The 23075-nt window shown below is 71.7% G+C and carries 21 protein-coding genes and 1 riboswitch; of the genes, 8 read left to right on the top strand and 13 right to left on the bottom strand.

The annotated features are described in order from the left end of the window. Window positions 1-53 precede the first annotated feature (53 nt). Window positions 54-302 (bottom strand): heavy-metal-associated domain-containing protein, encoded by a 249-nt coding sequence (locus ASG53_RS15935; RefSeq protein WP_056135629.1) that lies wholly within the window; start codon window positions 300-302, stop codon window positions 54-56. A gap of 177 nt (window positions 303-479) precedes the next feature. On the opposite strand from ASG53_RS15935, the gene ASG53_RS15940 reads away from it, so the two are divergent. Further along, the gene (locus ASG53_RS15940) at window positions 480-1166 is read left to right on the top strand and encodes a Crp/Fnr family transcriptional regulator (protein ID WP_056135631.1); all 687 of its coding nucleotides are present in this window, start codon (window positions 480-482) and stop codon (window positions 1164-1166) included. Between the two features lie 133 nt (window positions 1167-1299). On the opposite strand, the gene ASG53_RS15945 is transcribed toward ASG53_RS15940, so the two are convergent. After that, a complete protein-coding gene (locus ASG53_RS15945; RefSeq protein ID WP_056135634.1) occupies window positions 1300-1539 on the bottom strand; it encodes a DUF4235 domain-containing protein in 240 nt (79 codons plus the stop codon). A 133-nt stretch (window positions 1540-1672) separates the two neighbouring features. Then, a riboswitch (TPP riboswitch) is annotated at window positions 1673-1777 on the top strand. 50 nt (window positions 1778-1827) lie between these two features. On the opposite strand from ASG53_RS15945, the gene ASG53_RS15950 reads away from it, so the two are divergent. From ASG53_RS15950 to ASG53_RS15960, 3 genes are read left to right on the top strand one after another with little or no spacing between them, the layout of a single operon-like run. Next, window positions 1828-2934, top strand: a complete 1107-nt coding sequence (locus ASG53_RS15950; RefSeq protein ID WP_056135637.1) for a thiamine ABC transporter substrate-binding protein — start codon at window positions 1828-1830, stop codon at window positions 2932-2934. A gap of 5 nt (window positions 2935-2939) precedes the next feature. After that, on the top strand, window positions 2940-4700 hold the full coding sequence (locus tag ASG53_RS15955; RefSeq protein WP_082544124.1) for an ABC transporter permease: 1761 nt from the start codon (window positions 2940-2942) through the stop codon (window positions 4698-4700). Continuing rightward, entirely contained in the window at window positions 4700-5848 is a 1149-nt protein-coding gene (locus ASG53_RS15960) for an ABC transporter ATP-binding protein (RefSeq protein WP_056135639.1), read from the top strand. Before ASG53_RS15955 ends, ASG53_RS15960 begins: the two co-directional genes overlap by 1 nt. Window positions 5849-5898: 50 nt before the next feature. Here ASG53_RS15960 and ASG53_RS15965 read toward each other — a convergent pair whose 3' ends face one another. Continuing rightward, window positions 5899-6903 (bottom strand): aldo/keto reductase, encoded by a 1005-nt coding sequence (locus ASG53_RS15965; RefSeq protein ID WP_056136411.1) that lies wholly within the window; start codon window positions 6901-6903, stop codon window positions 5899-5901. Window positions 6904-7077: 174 nt separating this feature from the next. Then, window positions 7078-7512 (bottom strand): MerR family transcriptional regulator, encoded by a 435-nt coding sequence (locus ASG53_RS15970; protein WP_082544125.1) that lies wholly within the window; start codon window positions 7510-7512, stop codon window positions 7078-7080. A gap of 207 nt (window positions 7513-7719) precedes the next feature. Between ASG53_RS15970 and ASG53_RS15975 the strand changes: the two genes are divergently transcribed. Continuing rightward, window positions 7720-8340, top strand: coding sequence for a DNA-3-methyladenine glycosylase I (locus tag ASG53_RS15975; protein WP_056135643.1), 621 nt, complete (start codon window positions 7720-7722; stop codon window positions 8338-8340). Window positions 8341-8679: 339 nt separating this feature from the next. After that, window positions 8680-9408, top strand: coding sequence for an ABC transporter ATP-binding protein (locus ASG53_RS15980; protein ID WP_162246163.1), 729 nt, complete (start codon window positions 8680-8682; stop codon window positions 9406-9408). 153 nt (window positions 9409-9561) lie between these two features. Here the strand turns inward: ASG53_RS15980 and ASG53_RS15985 are convergent, their stop codons facing one another. The 7 genes from ASG53_RS15985 to ASG53_RS16010 all read right to left on the bottom strand — a co-directional run bounded on the left by ASG53_RS15985 (window position 9562) and on the right by ASG53_RS16010 (window position 16147). Next, a complete protein-coding gene (locus ASG53_RS15985; RefSeq protein ID WP_056135648.1) occupies window positions 9562-10779 on the bottom strand; it encodes a CU044_5270 family protein in 1218 nt (405 codons plus the stop codon). Then, complete coding sequence (locus ASG53_RS15990) at window positions 10776-11633, bottom strand: RNA polymerase sigma factor (protein ID WP_056135651.1); 858 nt, start codon at window positions 11631-11633, stop codon at window positions 10776-10778. Before ASG53_RS15990 ends, ASG53_RS15985 begins: the two co-directional genes overlap by 4 nt. Continuing rightward, window positions 11630-12757: a CU044_5270 family protein gene (locus ASG53_RS15995; protein ID WP_268793442.1), complete on the bottom strand. Its 1128-nt coding sequence runs from the start codon at window positions 12755-12757 to the stop codon at window positions 11630-11632. Before ASG53_RS15995 ends, ASG53_RS15990 begins: the two co-directional genes overlap by 4 nt. A gap of 164 nt (window positions 12758-12921) precedes the next feature. After that, window positions 12922-13347 carry a peptidase inhibitor family I36 protein gene (locus ASG53_RS16000; RefSeq protein WP_082544127.1) on the bottom strand — a complete coding sequence of 142 codons (426 nt, stop codon included), beginning with the start codon at window positions 13345-13347 and terminating at the stop codon, window positions 12922-12924. 224 nt (window positions 13348-13571) lie between these two features. Then, window positions 13572-13724, bottom strand: coding sequence for a hypothetical protein (locus tag ASG53_RS20175; RefSeq protein ID WP_179913996.1), 153 nt, complete (start codon window positions 13722-13724; stop codon window positions 13572-13574). Between the two features lie 159 nt (window positions 13725-13883). Then, the gene (gene pnuC, locus ASG53_RS16005; protein ID WP_056135664.1) at window positions 13884-14582 is read right to left on the bottom strand and encodes a nicotinamide riboside transporter PnuC; all 699 of its coding nucleotides are present in this window, start codon (window positions 14580-14582) and stop codon (window positions 13884-13886) included. Window positions 14583-14995: 413 nt separating this feature from the next. Beyond that, window positions 14996-16147 (bottom strand): SLC13 family permease, encoded by a 1152-nt coding sequence (locus ASG53_RS16010; RefSeq protein ID WP_056136416.1) that lies wholly within the window; start codon window positions 16145-16147, stop codon window positions 14996-14998. Between the two features lie 308 nt (window positions 16148-16455). Between ASG53_RS16010 and ASG53_RS16015 the strand changes: the two genes are divergently transcribed. Beyond that, window positions 16456-16701, top strand: coding sequence for a hypothetical protein (locus ASG53_RS16015; protein WP_056135667.1), 246 nt, complete (start codon window positions 16456-16458; stop codon window positions 16699-16701). Window positions 16702-16856: 155 nt separating this feature from the next. Here ASG53_RS16015 and ASG53_RS16020 read toward each other — a convergent pair whose 3' ends face one another. Both ASG53_RS16020 and ASG53_RS16025 read right to left on the bottom strand, forming a co-directional pair. Further along, window positions 16857-21044, bottom strand: coding sequence for a glycoside hydrolase (locus tag ASG53_RS16020; protein ID WP_056135669.1), 4188 nt, complete (start codon window positions 21042-21044; stop codon window positions 16857-16859). Between the two features lie 130 nt (window positions 21045-21174). Further along, window positions 21175-22233: a LacI family DNA-binding transcriptional regulator gene (locus ASG53_RS16025; RefSeq protein ID WP_056135672.1), complete on the bottom strand. Its 1059-nt coding sequence runs from the start codon at window positions 22231-22233 to the stop codon at window positions 21175-21177. A 183-nt stretch (window positions 22234-22416) separates the two neighbouring features. Here ASG53_RS16025 and ASG53_RS16030 point away from each other — a divergent pair, with 183 nt between their 5' ends. Further along, complete coding sequence (locus ASG53_RS16030; protein WP_056135674.1) at window positions 22417-23064, top strand: CatB-related O-acetyltransferase; 648 nt, start codon at window positions 22417-22419, stop codon at window positions 23062-23064. The last annotated feature ends 11 nt before the right edge of the window (window positions 23065-23075 follow it).

Below are 23075 nucleotides of genomic sequence, written 5' to 3' on the forward strand. Positions count from 1 at the left end.
GGAGGAACTACGGGTCGGGCACCCGCGGGTGCCCGGAGAGCACAGATCAGAGGTCAGACCTTCGAGGGTGCGGCCCTGTAGCCGGCCTTGGCCACGGCGGCGACGAGCTGGTCCACGGTGACGCGTCCGGCGTCGTGGTCGATCTCGATGCGTGACGAGGCGAACTGGACCCGCACGCGCTCGACACCGTCGAGCCGGCCCACCTGCTTCTCGATCTTGGCCACGCAGGACGGGCAGGAGAACCCCTCGGCTCTCAGGACTGTGCGGGTGGTGGAGGTGGCGGGTGCTGTCGAGGTGGACATGGTCGGATCCCTTCGTTGGTGACGGTTCTCAGCGACACCTTCACGGTAGGAGGGATCTCCTGGAGACTCCTTGACGCAGGTCAAGCACCGGCACCGTCCGTCGGCCCTGCCTGCCGGGAGGCGCCGGAGCAGCCTCGGCAACCCGTAGGTGCCGGGTGGTCCGGGTAGGTTCGGGGCATGGCTGAGGACGACCTCTGCGTGGCCCGCGTCCCGATCTTCCACGGGTTGTCGCGCCCGGAGCAGCTCCGGGTGGCAGGGGCGGCGCGGTCCGTGTCGTTCCAGAAGGGCGAGGTCGTCTCCGACCCCGGAGACCCGGCGTCGAGCCTGCTCGTGATGCACAGCGGGCAGCTCAAGGTCAGCCGGACGTCCTCCGACGGTCAGGAGCAGATCCTCAGGACAGTCACCGCCGGCGACGTCGTGGGCGAGCGCGCCTTCCTGACAGGTCGCCCGCCCCTCGACACTGTCGTCGCCCTCGACGACAGCCAGATGTGCGTGTTCCACCCAGCGAGGTTCTCGGCTCTGCTGCGCGACTATCCCGACATCAGCCAGCGGATGCTGCGGACGCTCTCCGACAGGCTCGCCTCGGTCGAGCGGCTGCTGTCGGCCATCACGTCGGAGGACGTCGGCGTCCGGGTCGCGGCCTACCTGCTGGACCTCGTGACAGCGACCACCAGCAGGACCGGCCGGGCAACGGTGCTGCTGCCGATGGCGAAGCACGAGGTCGCCGCGTATCTCGGGACCACCCCCGAGACCCTGAGCCGGCGCCTGGCGGCGCTGTCGGCCTCGGGCGTCATCGAGCTCCGAGGGCGCCGGGGGCTCTCTGTCCTCGACCTCAGGGCTCTCGAGGACGCCGCCCGTCGCTGAGCCTGCGTGCCGCGACGACCCGCGGCAGCGCGGCACGCAGCCGGACCGCGGTGCTCAGCCTCGCTGCGGTGCTCACGCGGCCGCGGTACCCATCCGGGCCGCAGCGCACAGCGGCGCCGCAGCCGCGCCAGGGTCAGCGCTTGCGGGCGTGCAGACGCTTCGCGAAGCGCGAGGTCCCCCGGGTGGCGAGCACCCGGGTGAGGGCGGCGGTCGCGCTCGTCACCGCGGCGAAGGCCACGATGCTCGCGACCGTCGCGTCGTCGTCGTCCCCGTGCACCGGGGAGTGCCCGGTGACCTTGGTCCACAGCGCGGCGACGGCCTTCTGTGCGACCCACCCGGCACCGAGCGAGACAGCGAGCGTGGTGATCTTCATCGGTACCGACTGGTCCTGGGCCACGATTCCTCCGCGATTGGTCGTCTGAGCAGGTGATCCGCTCCTGTCGCACCACGCTAGCCGTCCAGGCTCGCACCCGCATACCGCACCGCCGACCGCGAGGTAACCTGGGAGAGAACGACAGGGGAGCGCAGGAGCGCTGAGAGTGCGGAACCACCCGCAGACCCTCGAACCTGATCCGGTTTGCACCGGCGTAGGGAGTCGGGCTATCTCGCCACGCACGCGTGGTACCCCTTCTGAGGCACATGTCCAGGAGGACGCAGCATCATGCACAGCACCACCAGCACCAGGACAGCACGCACCACACGCTCCGTACGGCTGACCACAGCGACGATCGCCGGGACCCTGGTCCTCGCGCTCGCGGCCTGCTCGAGCGACTCCGCGACCGGCGGCACGGGCGACGCGTCGGGGTCAAGGAGCGCCACGACGGTCGACGTCGTCGTCCACGACTCCTTCGGCATCACCGACGAGACCAAGGCCGCCTTCGAGGAGCAGAGCGGGCTGACGCTCAACATCATCACGACCGGTGACGGCGGCGCGCTCGCCAACAAGCTCGTGCTCACCCAGGACTCCCCGCTCGGCGACGTCGCCTTCGGCATCGACACGTCCTTCGCGTCCCGCGCCGTCGACGCGGGCGTCTTCGAGCCCTACACCTCGCCCGAGCTGCCCGAGAGCGCCGCCGACCTCGCGGTCGACGGCTCCGGCACCCTCACCCCTGTCGACTACGGCGACGTGTGCCTCAACATCGACACCGGATGGTTCGCCGAGGCGGGCATCGACGCCCCGGTCACCCTCGAAGACCTCGCCGACCCCGAGTACCAGGACCTCACCGTCGTGACGAACCCGGCGACCTCGACGCCCGGCCTGTCCTTCCTCTTCGCGACCATCGGGCACTTCGGCACCGACGGCTACCTCGACTACTGGAAGAGCCTCACCGACAACGGCCTCAAGGTCGTCGAGGGCTGGGAGGACGCCTACTACACGGACTTCTCCGCCAACGGCGAGGGCGACCGCCCGATCGTCCTCTCCTACGCGTCCTCACCGGCCTTCACGCTGAGCGACGACGGTGCGTCGAGCACCACGGAAGCCCTGCTCGACACCTGCTTCCGCCAGGTCGAGTACGCCGGGGTCCTGGCCAACGGCGACAACCCCGAGGGTGCCCAGGCCTTCGTCGACTTCCTGCTCGGCGACCAGTTCCAGGCCGACATCCCCGAGACCATGTACGTGTACCCCGTGAGCCCTGACGTGACGGTCCCGGCCGACTGGGAGTCCTTCGCGCCCGTGCCCACGGACCCGATCGCCCTCGACCCCGCCGAGATCTCCGCGAACCGTGACGCGTGGATCAAGGACTGGACCGCCCAGGTCGTCGGCTGAGCACCATGACCACCCTCCAGGACGGCACCACGACCCGCGAGGGTCGTACGGGTGCCTCCGCCCCGCGACCGGCCGGACGCCCCGAGCGTCCCGCCGGCCGCGGGGCCCTGCTGCGCCGGACCTCGTGGGCGCTCGCCGTCGCCGTGCCCGTCGCCTTCCTCGGGATCTTCTTCGTGTGGCCCGTCGGCGCGCTCGTCGGGCGCGGCTTCTGGGCCGACGGGACGCTCGACCTCGGCGGTTTTGCCGACGTCTTCTCCCAGCCCCGCACCTGGCGGATCGTCGGCCTGACCCTCGCGCAGGCGACGCTCGGCACCGTCGTGTCGCTGCTGCTCGGCATCCCCGGCGCCTACGTCCTCTACAGGTGTACCTTCCGCGGGCAGGCGGCCGTCCGCGCCTTCGTCACCGTGCCCTTCGTGCTGCCGACGGTCGTCGTCGGTGTCGCCTTCCGCGCGCTGCTCGCGGAGTCCGGCCCGCTCGGCTCCCTCGGGCTCGACGGGACCTTCACGGCGATCGTCATCGCCCTGGTCTTCTTCAACTACTCCGTCGTCGTGCGCACTGTCGGCGGGCTGTGGGAGCACCTCGACCCGCGCGCCGAGCAGGCCGCCCGCGCCCTGGGAGCCTCACCCTCCCGGGCGTTCTGGACCGTGACGCTCCCGGCGCTCGGCCCGGCCGTCGCCTCGGCCGCCGCGGTCGTCTTCCTCTTCTGCGCGACGGCCTTCGGGGTCGTCCTGGTCCTCGGCGGTCAGCGCTACGGCACCATCGAGACCGAGATCTGGATGCAGACCGTCCAGTTCCTCGACCTGCGCACGGCCGCGGTGCTGTCCGTCGCGCAGCTCGTCGTGGTGAGCGCCGCGCTCGCGGTCGCCTCGAGGGCGCGCTCGCGCCGCGAGACCGCGCTCGCCCTCACAGCCGCCACGCGCTCGACCCACCCGTTGCGGCTGCGCAGCGCCGACGCCCTGCCCGCGGCGCTCACGGCCGTCGTCGTGCTGGTGCTCCTCGCCTGGCCGATCGCCAACCTCGTGCTCCGCTCCCTCCGGACCCCTGACGGCTGGGGGCTCGGCAACTACGCCGCGCTCGGCACCACAGGCGGGCGCAACGCGCTCACCGTCACGGTGTGGGAGGCAGCCGCGACCTCGTTGCGCACAGCAGCCTGGGCGACTGTCGTCGCGCTGGTCGTCGGCGGCCTCGTCGCCCTGGTCGTCTCGCGACGACCGCGCGACCCGGCGGCCCGACGCGCGGTGTCGGTCATGGACTCGGTGTTCATGCTGCCCCTCGGGGTCTCCGCGGTGACCGTCGGCTTCGGCTTCCTCATCACCCTCGACAGGCCGCTCGGCCTGAGCGTCGACCTGCGGACCTCCGGGCTGCTCGTCCCGATCGCCCAGGCCGTCGTCGCGACCCCGCTGGTCGTGAGGACCGTGCTGCCTGTGCTGCGCGCGATCGACCCGCGCCAGCGCGAGGTGGCCGCGACCCTCGGCGCACCGCCCGGACGTGTCCTGGCGACCGTCGACTGGCCCATCGTCGCCCGCTCGCTCGGGCTCGCCATCGGCTTCGCCTTCGCCGTGTCCCTCGGCGAGTTCGGGGCGACGTCCTTCCTCGCCCGACCCGACGGCGCGACCCTGCCCGTCGTCATCTTCCGGCTCATCGGCCGGCCCGGCGCCGAGAACTACGGCATGGCGCTCGCCGCCTCCGTCGTCCTCGCGCTCCTCACCGCGACAGTCATGCTCCTCGCCGAGCGGCTGCGCGGAGACAGGACAGGAGAGTTCTGATGAGCACCACGACAGCGCGCCCCGCAGGAGCGGCGCCCGGCACCCGAGCACCCGGGAGCGGTCTGCGCGTCGAGCAGCTGGTCGTGACCTACGCGGCTGGCCCGGGGGCCGCGGACGAGCAGGTCACGGAGGCCGGGCTGCCGGCCACCCGCCCCTCCCGGCGACACCGGGGCAGCGCCACGACAGCCGTCGCCGGCGTGGACCTCGACGTCGCCCGGGGTGAGGTCGTCGCCATCCTCGGGCCCTCGGGCTGCGGCAAGTCGAGCCTGCTGCGCGCCGTGGCCGGGCTCGAGCCTGTCGCGAGCGGCCGGGTGCTGTGGGACGGAGCCGACGTCGCCGGGGTGCCCGTGCACAGGCGCGGCTTCGGGCTCATGTTCCAGGACGGCCAGCTGTTCGCGCACCGCGACGTCGCGGGCAACGTCGAGTACGGGCTGCGCATGCAGCGGGTGCCACGGGACCAGCGCCGCACCCGGGTCGCCGAGCTGCTCGAGGTCGTCGGTCTGCCCGGCAGCGGTCGTCGGTCGGTCGCCACCATGTCCGGCGGCGAGCGTCAGCGCGTAGCCCTCGCCCGGGCCCTGGCGCCCCAGCCCGGTCTGCTGCTCCTCGACGAGCCCCTGTCGGCCCTCGACCGCGCGCTGCGCGAGCGTCTCGCGGCAGACCTGCGTGCCGCGCTCGTCGAGACCGGCACGACGGCGCTCTTCGTCACGCACGACCACGACGAGGCCTTCACGGTGGCCGACAGGGTCGCCGTCATGTCCCGTGGACGGTTGCTGCAGGTGGACGCGCCGGCGCGTCTCTGGGCGGCTCCGGCCGACCTGGAGGTCGCGTCGTTCCTCGGGTACCAGGCCTTCGTGCCTGACGGCGACGGCTGGACGGCCGTCGGCCCCGACGGCTTCGTGCTCCGGGACGCCTCAGCAGCCCGCTGGAGGGCGACCGTGCTGAGCACGACCTTCCGCCGCGGGGTCGCCGAGGTCTCGGTCGAGACCGACCTCGGCGACGGTCCGGTCCGCGTCTCCGTCCGGAGCAGCCCGGTCAGTGCTGACGGCGCCAGCAGTGCCAGCGGTGCTGTGAGCGCTGTCGAGCTGGTCCGGGGAGCAGTCGTCGGGCTCGACCTCGACCCCGCGCGGACCGCCCGCGTCCCGCGCTGAGCCGCGGGCCTCGCAGCCGGAGGCCGCGGCTCAGCCCGGAGGCAGGGCGGTCAGTCGTCGATCGAGGACAGGTCGCCGTAGCGTGCCCCCGCGACGGCGTCGCGCGGGACGGCTCGGTCGAGGGCGGCCAGGTCGTCGGCGTCCAGGCGGACGGCCGCTGCCCCGACGTTCTCCTCGAGGTAGGGGATCCGCCGGGTCCCGGGGATGGGGACGACGTCCTCGCCCTGGGCTAGCACCCAGGCGAGCGCGAGCTGACCCGAGGTGACCCCCTTGGCCTCGGCGAGCCGCCGCACGGCGTCGACGAGGGCGAGGTTCCTCTCGAGCGCCTCGCCCTGGAACCGCGGGAAGTAGCCTGTGCGCCGTGAGTCGCCGGCCTCGAGGGTCGCATCCGTCACGGTGCCCGTGAGGATCCCGCGGCCGAGCGGCGAGTAGGGGACCAGCCCGATCCCGAGCTCACGGATCGTCGGGAGGATCGTGTCCTCGAGGTCTCGGGTGAAGAGCGAGTACTCGGTCTGCAGTGCGGTGATCGGGTGCACGGCGTGCGCGCGGCGGATGGTCTCGGAGGAGGCCTCCGACAGCCCGAGGTGGCGGACCTTGCCTGCTGCGACGAGCTCGGCCATCGCGCCGACGGTCTCCTCGATCGGCACGTCCGGGTCGACGCGGTGCTGGTAGTAGAGGTCGACGTGGTCCACACCGAGACGCTCGAGCGACGCGTCGCAGGCCGCCCGCACGTACTCGGGGCGGCCGTTGATGCCGACCCTGGTCCCGTCGGGCAGGCGCTCGTTGCCGAACTTCGTGGCGAGCTGGACCTCGTCGCGTCGGCCGGCGACCGCGGAGCCGACGAGGCGCTCGTTGGTGAAGGGCCCGTACATGTCCGCGGTGTCGAGCAGGGTGACACCCAGGTCGAGGGCCCGGTGGATGGTCGAGGTCGCGGTGGCCTCGTCGGTCGTGCCGTAGAACTCGGACATGCCCATGCAGCCGAGGCCCAGCGTCGAGACTGTCAAGGGCGAGGCTGTGCCGAGGGTGCGGGTCTGGAGGGTGGGTCGAGGAGTCATGACCTCAGCCAACTCCTTCGAGTGCACTCGAAGTCAAGCGCTGCGAGCACAGGTCCTGCGACGGCGGGACCGTCGCAGACCTCTCGGAGCCCCGGAGATCGACGGTGGGTTGCGGGGTGCAGCAGCGGGCGACGGTGGGGGAAGGCGTGCGGCAGCGGGCGACGGTGCGCCAGGTCAGGTCCGCGCTGCGAGCCGGGCCGTGTAGATGTCGATCTTCCGGTCGACGGCTCCGAGGTGCTCGGTGACCTCCGCGAGCTGGGCGAGGACCCGTTCACGGTGCCGCCGCAGCAGGTCGAGCCGCGCCTGCTCGGTGCTGGGGCCCTGACGGACGAGCTCTGCGTACTCGCGCACCCCGGTGATCGACATCCCGGTCGACCGCAGCCGCGTCACGAGCACGATCCAGGCCACGTCCTCCTCCCGGTACCGCCGCTGGCCGCTGCTGGACCGCGGGACCGGCACGAGCAGCAGGCCGTCCTGCTCGTAGTACCGGAGCGTGTGGGCCGTGAGCCCGGTCCTGCCGGCTACCTGCGCGATGGTCAGCAGCGGGGCGTCTGCAGGCGCAGGCGGGTCGGTGGACGGCTGTGCCGCAGCCGTCGAGAGAGTCGTCACAGCTCCAGTGAACTCCCGCGTGGGGCGGAGGTCCAGCGGCGCCGACGCCGGAGCGTGGGTGGGGCGTGGGACGATCGTCTCCGCCCGACCCTTCCTCTGCTCTGGCAGGGGTGCACCCCGAGGAGGCGCAGTGCGCACCGAGACCACCGGAGCTGGCCGTACCACCTGCGAGCCCGCCGTCCGCCGCCCCTGCGCTGCGAGCGACAGGTGACGGCCCGCGACGACGGGCTGGTCCTGTGCGAAGACGGCCTCGCCCGCCCGCCGTGGGCGGCCGTCGACCCGATGCTCCGCGCCTACTACGACACCGAGTGGGGCGTCCCTGTGCGGGACGAGCACGGGCTGTACGAGCGCATCACCCTCGAGGCTTTCCAGTCCGGGCTGTCCTGGGCGACGATCCTGCGCAAGCGTGACGCCTTCCGCGAGGTCTTCTGCGCCTTCGACCCAGAACGGGTCGCCGCCTTCGAGGAGACCGACGTCGAGCGACTGCTGGTCGACGCCCGCATCGTCCGCAACGGAGCCAAGATCCGCGCGGCCGTGACGAATGCCCGCGCGACGCTCGCACTGCGCGACGAGGGCGGGCTGGTCGACCTCGTCTGGTCGTTCCAGCCTGCCGCAGCACCTGCCCCGGCGAGCCTCGCCGAGATCCCGACCCGGTCACCCGAGTCCCTCGCCCTGTCGAAGGCTCTGCGCGCGAAGGGCTTCGCCTTCGTCGGACCGACCACCATGTTCGCGCTCATGGAGGCTGTCGGGATGGTCGACACCCACGTGGTCGGCAGCCACCGGGCCGGCCCCGCAGCCCCGCCACGAGGTCCTGGTCCCGCGCTCTGACACGGCTCACCCTGACCTTCTCGTCAGCGACCGGAGAATGTGATGCGTACCACAGATCGACGTGTGACAACCAGGTCTGCAGCGGCGATGTATGTACGACGGATCATCGTCGCAAGGGTGAGCAGGCCATCACGAGAGTCGAGCAGCGCAGGGGAACCGCTGCTGCGTCTCCCGGGCCGGTCACCTGGGCAGGGCATGGTCGAGCACGCTGGAACCGGACGTCGCAGGGGGGCGTCTCCCGGTTGGTGGGCTCGGACCGTGGCGCAAGGGACGGGGGTGCGGCTGGCTGAGGGAGACCTCGCGCCGGACGCACCCCTCCTGCACATCCGGGGGGAGAGCATGTCCATCAGCACCGAGGCCGCGCGCAGCGCGCCGTCCGTGGCGAGCCACCGCGCCGCACGGCTGACGATGGTCGACGTCGTCCTCGCCGCTCCCGGCGGCACCGTCCACGCGCTCCGCGACGTCGACCTCGACGTGCACGCAGCGAGCTCGCTCGCCGTGACAGGCGCATCCGGCAGCGGCAAGTCGACCCTCTTGTCGGTCCTGGCGCTCGTCAGGCGCCCCACCTCGGGCGGCGTCGCGGTCGACGGGCACGAGACGAGCGGCCTGGACCGTTCCGAGCTGGTGAGCCTGCGCAGCAGCCGCGTCGGCACGGTCTTCCAGTCCTTCCACCTCGAGGGATCCCTCTCCGCGGTCCAGAACGTCATGCTGCCCTGGTACTTCAAGCACGGACGGACGGCCCGGCGCACGGCGAAGGAGCGCGCGCTCGGCGTGCTCGACCTGCTCGGCGGCGTGCACCTCGCCGACCGCCGGCCCACCGACATGTGCGAGGAGGACCGGCAGCGCGTCGCGATCGCCCGGGCCCTCGTCCTCGACCCGGCCCTGGTCCTCGCCGACGAGCCGGCGACCTCCCTCGACCGAGACGCTGCCGACTCTGTCGCCGAGCTGCTGCTCGCCGTGCCGCGGCTCACCGGCGCGGCCGTCGTGATGGTGACGGCACGCTCGTGCGTCGCGGCTGCGGCCGACCGGGTCGTCGAGCTCGACTCCGGCAGGATCGTCTCCGCCTGAGCGGTGCCCGCCCGACTGATGCCCGTCCTCGACTGACAGGCGGGCCTTGTCCGACCGATCTGCTTCGTCTGACCGGCTGATCGTGCTCGACCGGGGGCCTCGCTCGAGCGGTCGGCAGCGACGGCAGGGCACGCCGTGGACCGGACGTGCCCGTCAGTCTCCGATGGCGGCGACCCAGCGTCGGTCGGTGATCGTCGTGAAGCCCGTGACCGTCGGTTCGTCGACGTCGATCATGAGGTTCGTCAGCGTGACCGTCTCGGTGCCCATGAGCTGGCCGTCGGTCGGCGAGATGATGAGGACCGTGACCGCCTCGACGTCAGAGTCCTTCATGAGGGAGTCCGGGACCGCGACGGCCACCCCGGGGCGCCCGAGCCTGTCCGTCGTGTCCCCCAGCAGCTGGATCGACGGCGCGTCGGAGAGCACCGTCAGCATCGCCGAGGCGACGTCCTGCGGGACGATCGAGGTCCTGGAGAGGCTGGCGGCCGCCTCGACCAGCAGCGTGTCGCGGTACTCCGGGTTCTCTACGTACTCCGCGGGCATGGTTGCGAGGAGCGCGGACTCCATGGCGTCGGGGTCGGTCGGCAGCTCGGCGACGGCGAAGGGCTCGACAGTGCCGGGCATGAAGTCGTCGGTCGACAGCGGGCCAGCCGCCGAGTCTTCGGCGTCGGGGTCGACCCTGCCGTCGTAGCCGACGGCCTCGGCGCGGCGCTGGACGGACTGGGCAGACCCGTCCGGAGCCACCCACCACTCGTCGGAGGTCGGGTAGACCGCCGTCGTCGTGTTCCCGTCGGCGTCGCCGACGGACTCGCTCAACCAGGAGTAGCGGCTGATGTGCTGGACGTCGCCGGCACGGGGCAGGTCTGGTGCGTCGTCGGCGACCGAGGCCAGCTCGACGAGGGTGTCGTGTGCGGAGGGCAGCGAGCCGTCCCAGGCTGCTTCCGGCGACGCCTCTGCATAGACCAGCGGCGGAGCCCCGCCGGCGACGGCGGTCGGGCTGGAGCTGAGCTGTGATCCGACGACGGCGACGACGACGGTCGCCGCGGCGACCGCGAGCACGGCCGCTCGACGATGCAGGCGCTGTCGGCGGGCGGACTCACCGGACCTGTCGGTGGCGGGCTGGACCCGGCGGGCGCTGCTGGCGGCAGACGGCTCCACCTCCGTGGGGCCGGGGCGCGGGGTCGCTAGGATGCTGGCCAGCAGGGACTCCGCAGCGTCGGGGCTGCGGAGGTCGTGGCCTGAGGTGTCTGCGGTGCCAGCCGTGGTGCGGGTCGCGGGTTCCAGGAGCGCGGCCGGGACCTCCGGGAGCAGGTGGTGCTCGCGCATGAGAGCCCTGAGCTCTTCGACGTCGTGCGCGCCGAGGTCGTCGGTCATCGTCCCTCACCTCCGTCGCCGGTCGTCTCGCGTTCGAGCAGGATCGTCCGCAACCGGGTCCGGGCCCGGGACACGCGGGTGGTCACCGAGCTGACCGAGCACTCGAGCACCTCGGCGGTCTCGGCGCAGGACAGCCCTGCGAGGACGGTGAACGCCACGGCGTCACGCTCGGCGGGTGGCAGCAGGTCGAGGAGGTCGCGCGCTGCGCGCAGCGACTCGATCGCCTCGCCGACAGGACCGTGGTCGGTCGGTCGCAGGCTCGAGACCTTCGCCCGCAGACGTGAACGACGGCCTGCGTTCTGCGCGGCCTGCAGCAGCTTGTTCCGGAGGACCCCGTAGACCCAGGCGCGTCGCCCTGACGGGTCGGTCGGGACCTTCTCCCACCCGTGCCACACCGCGAGGAAGGTGTCGCCCACGACGTCGTCGACGAGCTCGAGGTCGACACGGCGCAGGACGAAGGTCCGGACCTCGGTGTGCATCGAGCGGAACAGGTCGCTGAACTGGGACTCCGCGTCCGCGTCGGGGGTGAGGCCCGCGGCCGGGACGTCGCTCGACCGGCGGGTGCCCGTCTCGGCCTGGGTCTCGGGTGCTGGCGAGGGTCCGGTGCCCGCGAGCTCTGCGGTACGCGGCGCGGGGCTCGGGTCGTCGGCGACGAGGCGCAGACCGGTCAGGGCTCTGCCCGGCCGGTCTCGATCTTGCCCACGACTGCTCGCGATCGGTGACGCCCCCTCGTCCGTTGCGCTCGGTGCCTCGCCGGGGCAGGCTGCTGTCCCGGGCGCTGCCCGCTCGAGGTGATCATATCTGGCGTCGTGCGGCAGGCTCACCCGCATCGGCATGGTGGTGAGCGGGGTCATCGCCCGACCTCCGTCGTGTACTCGGAAAGGGTGATGGCAGAGAACCCGGTGACTGTCGGTGAGGTGACGCCGAGCAGGTCGCTGCGCAGGGTCAGCGTCTCGGTCGCGAGCAGCTGGCCGGTCTCCTCCGACACGATGAGGACCAGCACGGACTCGTCGTCGCTCGGGTCCTCCGGGATCTTCGGCGCCTCGACCGCGACAGCCGTGCCCTCGCGGCCTGCGCGGTCGGTCGTGGGGCCGAGGAGCCTGACGGTCGGCTGCTGGGCGAGCATGTCCCAGAAGGCGCCCGTGAGGTCTTGCGGCACGACGCCCGACCCGAAGTATGTCTGAACCTGCTCGGTGAGGCAGTACCCCTTCCAGTCGTCGAGGCTGCACTCGGCCGAGGAGCGGCCGAGGATGTCAGCGGCCAGCGCGGCGGGGTCCTCGGGGAGCCGAGCGACGTCGTCGAAGGTCCCTGGGAGGACGGCGTCTGACGAGAGCTCGCCTGCGAGCGACGGCCCGGCCTCGGTGTTGATCGCACCGTCGTAGGTCACGGCTGCAGCACGACGCTGGGTGATGAGACCCGACCCGTCGGCGGCGAGCCAGCGCTCGGTGACCGTGGGGTAGACGGACGTGGCCTGTCCGGACCCGTCGGGCGCCGGGCCGGTCTCGCCGAGCCACTCCTGCGCCACGACGTGCTGGACGGTCCCGGTCCGGACAGGTTCAGGAGTCTCCCGAGCGGCGTCCGCGAGCCCGCGCAGGGTAGCGCTGGCGTCGGGGAGCTCGTCCAGGCTCGACTTGGCGAGGTCGCCCACCCCGTAGGAGAGCGAGGGGATGGTCGACGCCGCCGCCGGCTGGGCGCGGCTGCCCTCGGCGGCGACCAGGGCGACGACGAGAGCCACAGCCGCGACTGCGGCGATCATCGTCCCCCGCCGTCGACCGGGTTGCCAGCGATGCTCCGACGTGCCCACGAGGGCGGTGCTGTCGGGTGGAGAAGGTCGGTGGGGCGCAGGCGCTCCCTGACGGCGCTGCGGCGCGGGCAGCGACGCTCGACGGGCAGGCTGCGGTCTGCTCTCGAGGATCCTGCTCAACAGCTGCTCGGGGTCTGGCGGCAGGAGGAGGCAGTCGGGGACGCGAGGCACCATGAGGTGGGCAGCGAGGAGCGCGCTCGTCGCGCGGACCTCGGCCGCTCCCTCTGCGGTGTGGATCACCGTGTGTCTCCCCTCGCTCGCCTGTCGTACCTCTGGTTGCTGGACCTGCTAGGACTCCTCCGGTGCCCGACCTCTCCGCCGTCAGGCGCGACTGGTGCTCAGCAGCTGCTGCTGGCGAGCAGCGCGACCGACCTGGCCGGTACCGAGAGGCTCGCGATCTTCATGCTGGGTGTGTAGCAGACCCACGACCCGGTCCCTCCGGTCCCCGAGTACACCCGAGCCGCCCTGCTCGACCGGTTCCACAGCGACTTGCTGTTCACGAAGCCCGTCGACAGGGGTGCGGTCGACGCCACCCCACGGTAGATCCCTGCGAAGCTGGGCTCGCTCCAGACGCAGAAGGCCCCGCTCGTGCACTGCGCCTCGCTGAACAGCTGCACGACCGGTTCCGACCCGTCGCTCTCACCGACCCCGTCTGATGCGCTCGCCGTCACCGGGGCGAACCCCAGCAGAGTGACGACCGCGACCATGGCGACAAGCCGCCACGACGTGTGCCGCCCAGCGACGTGTGCCTTCACTGTGTTCATCGCTCCAACCCCTTCCTGTGTCACGTCTCGAAGCGTGACGATGACCACAGGCTAGGGCGGGATGTCCGGTTGTGGGCGGAAGATCGTAAAGATCACCCTGTGATTCACCCGATGCCCCCTGGCACGCCGAGAGGCCCCGCACCAACGGTGCGGGGCCTCTCGGGTGCTGCTCGGTCGAGCCGTGCAGCGGGGGTCCTGACAGGAGTGAGCCGTCAGGACTCACGTCATCTCTTCGACGACCGTCCGCCGAGGAATCCGAGGATGAGGCTGACGAGCAGCACGGCGATGCCGACGTAGATGAGGAACTTGGCGACCCCGGCAAAGCCGAGGACGAGAAGAACGACGCCGACGAGCAGGATGATGAGCCAACTAGGCATGAGTCCTCCAAGAGAAGCTGGGCCCGAACTTCGGGCGGCACCGAGCCTGCCAGTGCTCAGGCGCCTCCGCATCTCGAGAGCCCTGGACCGGGGCGAGGCGGGTGCGGGACGAGCGACGGACCGGTGGGTGCCGGGGCCTGTGCCCGAGGGCTGGCCCGGTCAGCGGGACGACGACACCACGCCGACGGCCGGGGGCTCCAGCAGCCGGGTCTGGGCGTCGTCGCGTCGCCGCATGCGGGCCCACAGGAAGAAGCCGGCGAGGGTGAACGCGCCGTAGAACACGTACATGAAGGCGGAGGCGTAGAACCCAGCACTCACCAGCAACGGGACCCCTACGAGGTCGACCGCCACCCAGATGAGCCAGAACTCCACCCACCCACGTGCCATGCCGTAGGTGGCCAGCAGTGATCCCGTGAAGATCCAGGCGTCGGCCCAGACGGGCTCGTAGGACCCGAGGGCCCGGAACACTGGAGTGAGGACCAGGGTCCCGCCGACCAGCGCGACCACGAGGAGTGCACGCTGTCGCGGGGTCGCCCACTCGGGGACCACGCCGACGCCGTTCGACTCGCGGCTCTGGCGCCAGCGCACCCAGCCGTAGACCGAGACCACGATGAACATCACCTGCCGGCCGGCCTGCCCGAGGAGGGTCACGGCCGACGGGGTGTCGAAGACCGACCCGAGGAACACCGTGAGCAGCAGGAGGTTCCCGACGATGCCGACGGGCCAGGCCCACACCTTGCGTCGCATGCCGCCCAGCGCGCAGACGAGACCGAAGAGGTTGCCGATGATCTCGCGCCACAGGACCGTCTGGTCGCCGATGACGAGCTGGGCGTCGAAGAGCCAGCTGATGAGTCCCACGAGATTCTCCTGTCGATGGCTGGGCCACGAGGGTCAGCGTTCTCAGGGCACCATTCATTCCCAGCGTGGATCTGCACGATGCCCTACGTGATTCTGGCCGAGCGTCACGCAGGGACGGCACCTTGGCCCCGCAACAGGCGGCTGACGCCACCCGATCTCGGGTCTCGTCTACGCAGGTGTCCGTTCTGGGCTCCTTGGCGTGCATAAGGTGTGCCGAAGCGAGGTGCCCGGCGGGGCTGGAGGGTCCCGCCAGTCAGGCGCCTCGCCGAGGCGCGGTGCACCCTGCCACCGGGGGGTGCGGGGTGCGACCGGCCGGTCCGGCAGGGGGACGAGGAGACAGCGACGCTGATACCTCGACCCCCTCCCGGGCTCCTCGAGCCACTGGAGGATCCCGCCCAGGGAAGTCCTCGGGCTCAGCCTGCGGAGAGGAGCAGGACCGCCGTGACGACTGTCGGCGGGACGACGAGCAGCCCGAGCAGCGCGTACCGGGTCCACGAGATCGAGACGTCGAGCGCCTCGAGCCGCGCGTGCCACAGCAGGGTCGCGAGCGACGCCCAGGGGGTGAGCAGCGCCCCGGCGTTCACCCCGATCAGCAGGGCTGCGAGCCGGAGCGGGCTCTCCGCGACAGGCTCGAGCGCGAGGTAGGCCGGCAGGTTGTTGACGAGGTTCGCGCCGAGCGTCCCGACCCCGGAGAGCTGGAGCAGCGCCACGGTCGACTCGCCCGTGCCGGCGACCGAGGCGAGCAGCCCGGTCAGCCCGAGGGCGTGCCCGGCCTCGATGACCAGGAACAGCCCAGAGGCCAGCAGCACCAGCTCCCACGGCACGAGCCGGAACCGCAGGACCGAGCGACGTCGCACCGCGAAGAGTCCCGTGAGGACGACGGCGGCGACTGTCGCCGGGATCCACACCGCGACGCCCGAGACGAGGGCCGGCAGCAGGAGCACGACCACCGTCGCGCTCGCGGCGAGCAGCACGGGGTCGTCAGGGTGGGCCACCTCGCGCGGTTGGTACCTGCGCAGCAGGTCGCGGCGGAACACCAAGAACAGCACGAGGCTCGGGACCACGACCGCCGCGACGGCGGGGCCGAGCATGAGCCTGGCGAAGTCGACAGGGCTGCCGAGGTCCAGCCTGCCCTCGGCCAGCAGGTTCGTGAGGTTCGAGACGGGCAGCAGGAGCGACCCGGTGTTCGCGAGCCACACCGTGGTGAGCGCGAAGGGCAGCGGCGGGAGACCGACCTGCCGGGAGAGCAGCACGACGACTGGTGTGAGCAGCACGGCTGTCGTGTCGAGGGAGAGGAACACCGTGCTCGTGGTCGCGAGGGCGACGACCAGGAGCCACAGCACCCATGCCCTGTCGAGACCCCACCGTGTCAAACGGGAGGCGACGACGGTGAACAGCCCGGCCTCGGAGGCGAGCTCGGTGACCACCGTGATCATCACGACGAACAGCAGGACGGGCCACACGCGGTCGGCCACCCCGCCGACCTCGCCGAGGGATAGCACACCTGTCAGCACCGCGAGGACGCCGACCCCGAGGAGGGACGCGCCGACTGCCGCTGAGCGCACGAGCACCTCCGGGTCCAGCTCCACGGCGGCCGTGCTCGGCGCGCCGGGGACCATCATGCGCTGCAGGCCCGCCCGTCGCCGCCCGGAGGTGCCCGGTGAGACACGGGTGTCGTGTCGACGAAGCCCGGGCGGTGCTCTGGCCGTCATGATGTCGACGGCCGGCCCTCGGGACCGGTGCCACGGTGCTGCCTCGTCCTGCGTGGTCATCGGCCCGGACGTACGCTCGAGTCCCCGCCAGGTCGCGGCGTAGCAGTGCCAGGCCTCCGGGGTCCCCCGACCGTAGATCGCAGCAGGGCAAGGAGAAGCTCATGAAGTCCAAGTTGGTGTTCGTCGTCGGGCTCGCCGCAGGGTACGTCCTGGGAGCCCGGGCCGGCCGTCGTCGTTTCGAGTCGATCAAGACCCACGCCCGTGACGTCTGGGCCTCTGACTCGGTCCAGTCCGCGGTCTCGAGCGTCCAGGAGAAGGCCGCCGAGGTCGCGAAGGACCAGAGCGCCGTCCTCAAGGACAAGGTCGCCGAGGCAGTCGACGCAGCGAAGAAGCACACGAAGCACTGAGGTCACGGCAGGCCGCCCGGCAGCGGGCGGACCTGCAGCGTGACCCGAGGCAGCACGGCACAGGCCGGGCCACCCGCGAGGAGCGGGGGCCCGGCCTGTGCCGTGCTGGTGGAGCTGGCAGTGCTGGTGAGGCTCGTCGTCCGCGAAGGTCTCGGTCAGTCCTGCGCGAGGCGACGGCGACGCACGGCGAGCGTGCCGGCACCGAGGAGCAGGAGCGCGACGACGGCGAGCGACGTCACCTCGGCACCCGTCGAGGCGAGCCCGGACCCGGTTGCTGCCGGGGTGACGGTGAGCTCGCCCGACCAGACGGAGGCACCCGTCGTGGTGTCGACCACCTGGATGCGGTGCGTCCCGGTCTCGGTCGCCGCCGGGATGGTGACGCTCCGGCTGGTAGCGCCCGACGCGTCAGCCTGGACGACTGCGAGCCGCACAGGCGTCGAGTGCAGCCACACCTCGACCGAGCCGTCGCGGGTGGCTCCCGCGACGTCGACGGTCAGGGTGCCGCCAGCCCGGACGCTCGCCGAGGAGAGCGTCACGGAGAACGGCACGTCAGCGCCCGGGAGGGTCGGGCTGGTGGGCGCGGGCTCCGTCGGCGCGGGGCCCGTGGGGCTGGGCTCCGGGTCGGTCGGTCCCGGGGTGGGCTCCGGTCCTGTCGGTTCCGGCTCCGGCTCGGGGTCCGGGACGACGGCACGGACGACGACGGGTGCGCTGAGCACCTCGTCGGAGACCGCGAAGCCGTCCCGCTCTGCCGTCGCGGCGACTGTCACCGAGGCTCCGACAGCCACGTCGGCCAGCGAGAGCGTGGCCCCGTCTGTGCCCGGGGTCACCTCCGTGCCGTCGACGAGCCACCTGTAGGAGACCGTCGCGTCGGCAGGGTCGGTGACGCTCGTCGCGGTCACCGTCGCACCGAATGTCGGGTCACCGGCGACGGCGACAGCCGAGACGCTGACCTGGCGGTCGACGTCCACGGTGTAGCTGCGGGTGGTGGTGCCGTCAGGCGCCGTGACGGTGACGGTGGCCAGGCCGTCGGTCGCCTCGGTCGGCTGGTCGACCGTGACCCTGGCGGCCGAGTCGACAGGCACCGCAGAGACCTGCGGGTAGCGGGCGCCCGCGGTCGTGACCGTGTATGCCTCGACGTCGGGGGAGAACCCGTCGACAGCCGAGCCGTCGACACGCAGCGCGCCGAGGTCGGCGACCGTGGAGACCGAGGCCGTGGTCGCGTAGATCTCGACCTCGGAGACGATCATGTGGGTGTTCGCGAAGGCGTTGAGCGTGAGCCGGACGCTCGTGGTCCGGACGCCGCCGAGGTCGACGTCGACCTTCGGGGCTGTGCCGTCGGCGGGTGCCTCGACCGTCAGGGCCGGCTCGGGGACGCGGGACCACGTGCCGTCGGTGTTGAGGTAGTCGACGGTCATGGTCTGGGCCCAGGTGGTCGAGCCGCCGTCCTTGAAGAAGTACGTCGAGACGGTCTCGACGTCCTGCGGGGCCGCGAAGCTGTACTGCAGGGTGCTCGTGGTCGGCTTGTTCGAGCCGACCCAGTTGGACCAGCCCTTGTCGCCCGTGGCGAGGTTGTAGGTGCGGTCGATCGGGTAGCCGCTCTCGAAGCTCGAGGCGACGGCGCTCGACACCTGCGGCGTGACGTTGGTCAGCGTCGAGGCTGTGAGGATCACCGACAGCGTGGCCGGCACGGCGTCACCGGCCGGGTCGTTGGACTCGGCCGTGCCGGGCACCGAGACGACACCCTGGTCCGCGAAGGACGCGTCGTCGAGACCCGCCCAGTCCCAGACGACAGGGGTGTCGAAGCGCTGCGCGGAGGCACCGACCTGCGCGGGGACCGTGGCGGGTGCGCTGGCCTGGACCGACGCCAGGCTCGCGCCGGCGTAGGTGGTCACGGAGACGGGGTCGGTCGAGGTGAACCCGCCGACGTCCACGACCGCGCGGACCTCGAAGGTGCTGCCGAAGACGTCGGTGCCTGTGCCCGTGACGGTCACGCTGCCGGGGGTGTCCCAGGTGCTGGCTGCAGGCAGCTGCCAGGTCACCGGGGCGGCCACGCCGTTGCCGTAGGAGTAGACGGGGACGACAGAGCCAGGCAGGGTCGGCTCGACACCGGCGACTGTGCTCACGGCGACGTCGGGCACGCTGACGATGCTGGTGTCGCGGACGGTCCAGCGCTGGTGTGCTCCGCCGCCGTACTGCCAGAGGCTGACCCCTGAGTTGTTCGCGGTCGCCTGACCCCCGACCTCGAGGGCGAGCGAACGAGACCCGCTCGCGAAGGACCAGGTCGAGCCGTCGGTCGTGCTGAGTGCCCACCACGACGACGGGTCCGTCAGGGCGTCGGCGACGCTCTGGGTCTTGAGGGCGACACCCGAGGACGTCGCACCGAGGACCTGGCCGTCGGCCGCCTCGAGGACGTAGCGGAGCGCGTGGCTGCCGCTGCCCTGCGGGAGCGCGTGAGCGGTCCACAGCTGCGACCCGACCGCCGAGGTGGTCGTGGCGAGGTCGGTGATGCTCGCGCCTGTCGCACCGGCGGTGAGCGCACGGCCGGAGCCGACGCCGACGAGCTGGAAGGTCTCGCCGTCCTGGACGGGGAGCGAGCCCTCGGCGACACCGGAGACCCCGTCGACCACGAAGGTCGTGACCGATCGGGCCGGGATCTCGATGGTGACGGACGTGGCGCCGGGGGCGATCGCGACGGGAGCGCCCTCGACGAGCGCGTTCTTCTCGGGGTGCTCGGGGTCGGTGACCTCGGTCGTCACCACGGGGGTGACCGTCGCGTCTGCGGCGATCTCGCCGAACTTCGACAGGTCGAGGGTCACCGAGCGGGCGGCCGTCGAGTCGTTGATGTGCACGACGTTGGCGCCTGAGCCGTCGGCCGTGACGGCCGCCGTCGACTGGGTGCTGTTCGTCGGGATCACGTGGTCACCCGGGCGGATGTGCTGGGTGTAGTTGCGCGCGGTGTTGAACTTCGAGTTCGTGATGATCTTGCACTTCGCGGAGTCGGGCAGCGGCTCGCCGCTCGTCCACCCGGCGTCCGCGAGCCGACGCTCGGAGTACCCCACGGTGCCGGGCTCGTTGCAGTCGAAGTCGATGAAGATCGAGCCCCAGTTGAGGTTCTCGACCTTCTCCATGTTGTAGTAGTCCTCGACCTCCTGCCAGAACACCCAGGCGTTCGGCTCGAGCTCACGCAGGTCGTCGGTGATGCGCTGAGCCATCCCGAGACCGCCGGTGATGGTCGTGGTGTTGAAGCCGGTCCCGACGAAGTCGCCGCCGACCTCGCTCATCCACAACGGCTTGTCGTTGGTCTTGGCGATGTCGCGGGCCTGCAGGCGGCTGCCGGTGCCGTAGGTGTGCACGTTGAGCTGGCCGACGGTCGCGCGGGTCTGCGCGTCGTACTGGTTCCAGGCGTTGACGAACTGCCCGGGGTTGGTCTCGTCGTTGGCCGAGATCATCGCGTCCGTGCTCGATCCGGCGAGGGTCGCGGAGAGCAGGTTGATGACGTTCTGCTGGTCGTTCGCGCCGGTCCCGGGGCAGATCTGCGCGCCCTCCTGGACGGTCCCGCCGGTCTTGGGCCAGCCGTCGGCCCCGAGGGCCGGTGTTCCCCAGTAGCCGTTGCACGGCTCGTTGAAGGGGTCGACTGTCGAGAACTCGATGCCGTAGGTGTCCTCGAGGTGCTCGGTGACCTTGGTGAGGTAGGTGACGAACTTCTGCGGGGCGTCGTCGGTCGGGAGCAGCTGCTCGTCCGTCTTGTTCATCGACCCGGTGACGTACCCGCTCTTCGTCATGAAGTACGGCGGAGAGTTGCTGAAGGCCTCCCAGACCATGTCGTCCCGCGTCTCGGCGAGCTTCTCGACCCACCAGCGCTGCGTCGCGTCGGACTCCCAGTCGTAGGAGGCGTCGTCGTCGGCGTCCCAGGCCTTGAGGTAGGCGTCGCGCTCTGCGTAGGTGGTGGGGACACCCGCGGTGCCGTTCGCGTCGTCCTTCCACCAGCCCTCGACGGCTGCGCCCTGGCGGAGGTAGTCGGGGACGTCGGAGGCGTTGCCACCACCGATGTTATAGCGGGCCACGTTGAGGTCGAGGCCCTCCTCGCCGAAGAGGAGCTGGTACAGCTCTTCGCGGATCTCCTCGGGGTAGTCGCCGGTCGCGTTGGCGAACCAGACGAGGCTCGTGCCCCAGCCCTGGAACTCCGGGCCGGGGACGGCCGGGTTCGGGGTGATGACCACAGGTGTCGGCGCAGCCTGCGCTGGTGCTGCTGCTGGGACCGTGGCGACGAGACCGGCCGCGCAGAGTGCTGCGGCCGCGACGACCGCGGTGGACCTCCTCGTCCGCGAGGGGGTGCTGTTCATCGGTGTACCTTCCGCCGTTGGATGGGACAAGAGGGTCCGCCGACGTTGGCGCACCTGCCGACGATCCTGCGATGTTTACGTAAACATGTCAAGGTGCGACGGTTCGGGTCTCACCCGCTGGAGGACGTGCTCAGTGCGAGGCCGGCGGCGCTGTGCTCGACCGGACGACGAGCTCGACAGGCAGCAGAGACCGCACGTCGGTGAGGCTGTCACCGTCGCGGATCTGGCGCAGCAGCAGGTCGACCAGCTCTTGCCCGATCGCGTGGAAGTCCTGGGCGACCGTCGTCAGCGGGGGCCAGAGGTGCTCGGCGAGCGGGATGTCGTCAAAACCGACGACCGACACGTCCTCGGGGATGCTCCGCCCGCTCTCGTGCAGCGCCCTGTAGAGACCCGCGGCCATCTCGTCGTTGGCGCAGAAGACCGCGGTGACCTCAGGGTCCTGGGCGATCTTCAGCCCCTGCTCGTAGCCCGAGGTCGCCGACCAGTCGCCCCGGACGATCTGGGGCACCGGACGTCCGGCCTCGACGAGGCACGCCCGCCACGAGTCGACGCGCAGCCCCGCGGGGGAGGAGTCGGCCGGACCGGCGAGGTGGTGCACCGTCGTGTGGCCCAGGCTCAGCAGGTGCTCGACGGCGGCGCGCGTCCCGGCGGCCTGGTCCGTCGCGACGGCCGGGTGGTGCGTGACGAAGCGTGAGTCGGAGACGACCACGGGCATCCGCGCGGGCAGCGCGAGGGTCTCGGGGCTCTGCTCCTCGGCGCGGATGATCACGAGCCCGTCGATCGCCTGGTGCGTCAACCGCGCGGCCGCAGCGGTGAGGTCGTCCGAGGACGGGCTCTGCACGTCGACGAGGGTGACGGTGTAGCCCTCGAGGCGGGCGGCCTCGACGACGGCCTCGAAGGTGCGGGCCTCACCGGTCCGCGCGAGCCTGTGCGCGATCACGCCGATGGTCTCGAAGTGCGCGTACCGCAGCGCCCGGGCGGCGTGGTTGGGGGAGTAGCCGAGCTCGGCCATCGCGGCGAGCACCCGCTCGCGGGTCTCGGGGCGGACGCGCTCAGCGCCCGTCGACACCCGTGAGACGGTCTGGGACGACACCCCGGCGAGGGCGGCGACGTCGGCGATCGACGGACCCGAGCGGGGGCGGGGAGCCCGCCCGGCCGTGGGCTCGGCAGTGCTGTCGCCGGAGGTCATGGACCGATGATAGGACCGGCGGACGCGGCTGCTGCCGGACCGACGCCTCCGGCGGAGCGCACCGGGCCGGACCTGAGGGGCAGAAAATCACGGGAGGTCCCGCAGGATCGCTGCGATCCTGGATGCCGCCCCGTCTCAGCCCGCCGTGCCCAGACATGCCCCGACACCGGAGGACATCACCCCATGACGTCAGTCCAGCTCCCGCCCGACCCGTCGACCCTGCACCCGATGCCGGGCCAGCCGCGTGTCGTGCTGCTCAAGCCTCTGGTCACCTCGCCCCTCGTCGAGGTCGGTGACTTCACCTACTACGACGACCCCGACGACGCGACAGCCTTCGAGACCCGCAACGTGCTCTACCACTACGGCCCCGAGCGCCTCGTGATCGGCCGGTACTGCGCCCTGGCGACGGGCGTGCGGTTCCTCATGAACGGTGCCAACCACCGCCTCGACGGCCCGTCGACCTTCCCCTTCCCGTCGATGGGCGGGTCGTGGGCGCAGAACGTCGACCTGCTCGTCGACCTGCCGAGCCGCGGCGACACCGTCGTGGGGAACGACGTGTGGCTCGGCAACGGTGTCACGGTCATGCCCGGGGTCCGGATCGGCCACGGCGCAGTCGTCGCGGCCGGGTCGGTGGTCGTCAAGGACGTGCCCGACTACGGGGTGGTCGGCGGGAACCCGGCGCGGCTGATCAGACGCCGCTTCGACGACGCGACCGTCGACAGGCTGCTCGCCGTCGCGTGGTGGGACTGGCCCGTGGAGCAGGTGACCGCGCACCAGCGGACCATCATGGCGGGGACGGTCGAGGAGCTCGAGGCCGTGAGTGGGCCCTGACAGAGCAGCCC

It is taken from the genome of Sanguibacter sp. Leaf3 (assembly GCF_001425965.1).
GTDB classification, from domain to species: domain Bacteria; phylum Actinomycetota; class Actinomycetes; order Actinomycetales; family Cellulomonadaceae; genus Sanguibacter; species Sanguibacter inulinus.

Excerpts from the sequence above, each read along its gene's own strand:
- ASG53_RS15935 (WP_056135629.1), bottom strand. The coding sequence starts at position 302 with ATGTCCACCTCGACAGCACCCGCCACCTCCACCACCCGCACAGTCCTG.
- ASG53_RS15940 (WP_056135631.1), top strand. The coding sequence starts at position 480 with ATGGCTGAGGACGACCTCTGCGTGGCCCGCGTCCCGATCTTCCACGGG.
- ASG53_RS15945 (WP_056135634.1), bottom strand. The coding sequence starts at position 1,539 with ATGAAGATCACCACGCTCGCTGTCTCGCTCGGTGCCGGGTGGGTCGCA.
- ASG53_RS15950 (WP_056135637.1), top strand. The coding sequence starts at position 1,828 with ATGCACAGCACCACCAGCACCAGGACAGCACGCACCACACGCTCCGTA.
- ASG53_RS15955 (WP_082544124.1), top strand. The coding sequence starts at position 2,940 with ATGACCACCCTCCAGGACGGCACCACGACCCGCGAGGGTCGTACGGGT.
- ASG53_RS15960 (WP_056135639.1), top strand. The coding sequence starts at position 4,700 with ATGAGCACCACGACAGCGCGCCCCGCAGGAGCGGCGCCCGGCACCCGA.
- ASG53_RS15965 (WP_056136411.1), bottom strand. The coding sequence starts at position 6,903 with ATGACTCCTCGACCCACCCTCCAGACCCGCACCCTCGGCACAGCCTCG.
- ASG53_RS15980 (WP_162246163.1), top strand. The coding sequence starts at position 8,680 with ATGTCCATCAGCACCGAGGCCGCGCGCAGCGCGCCGTCCGTGGCGAGC.
- ASG53_RS15985 (WP_056135648.1), bottom strand. The coding sequence starts at position 10,779 with ATGACCGACGACCTCGGCGCGCACGACGTCGAAGAGCTCAGGGCTCTC.
- ASG53_RS15990 (WP_056135651.1), bottom strand. The coding sequence starts at position 11,633 with ATGACCCCGCTCACCACCATGCCGATGCGGGTGAGCCTGCCGCACGAC.
- ASG53_RS15995 (WP_268793442.1), bottom strand. The coding sequence starts at position 12,757 with ATGGTGCCTCGCGTCCCCGACTGCCTCCTCCTGCCGCCAGACCCCGAG.
- ASG53_RS16000 (WP_082544127.1), bottom strand. The coding sequence starts at position 13,347 with ATGAACACAGTGAAGGCACACGTCGCTGGGCGGCACACGTCGTGGCGG.
- ASG53_RS20175 (WP_179913996.1), bottom strand. The coding sequence starts at position 13,724 with ATGCCTAGTTGGCTCATCATCCTGCTCGTCGGCGTCGTTCTTCTCGTC.
- ASG53_RS16015 (WP_056135667.1), top strand. The coding sequence starts at position 16,456 with ATGAAGTCCAAGTTGGTGTTCGTCGTCGGGCTCGCCGCAGGGTACGTC.
- ASG53_RS16020 (WP_056135669.1), bottom strand. The coding sequence starts at position 21,044 with ATGAACAGCACCCCCTCGCGGACGAGGAGGTCCACCGCGGTCGTCGCG.
- ASG53_RS16025 (WP_056135672.1), bottom strand. The coding sequence starts at position 22,233 with ATGACCTCCGGCGACAGCACTGCCGAGCCCACGGCCGGGCGGGCTCCC.
- ASG53_RS16030 (WP_056135674.1), top strand. The coding sequence starts at position 22,417 with ATGACGTCAGTCCAGCTCCCGCCCGACCCGTCGACCCTGCACCCGATG.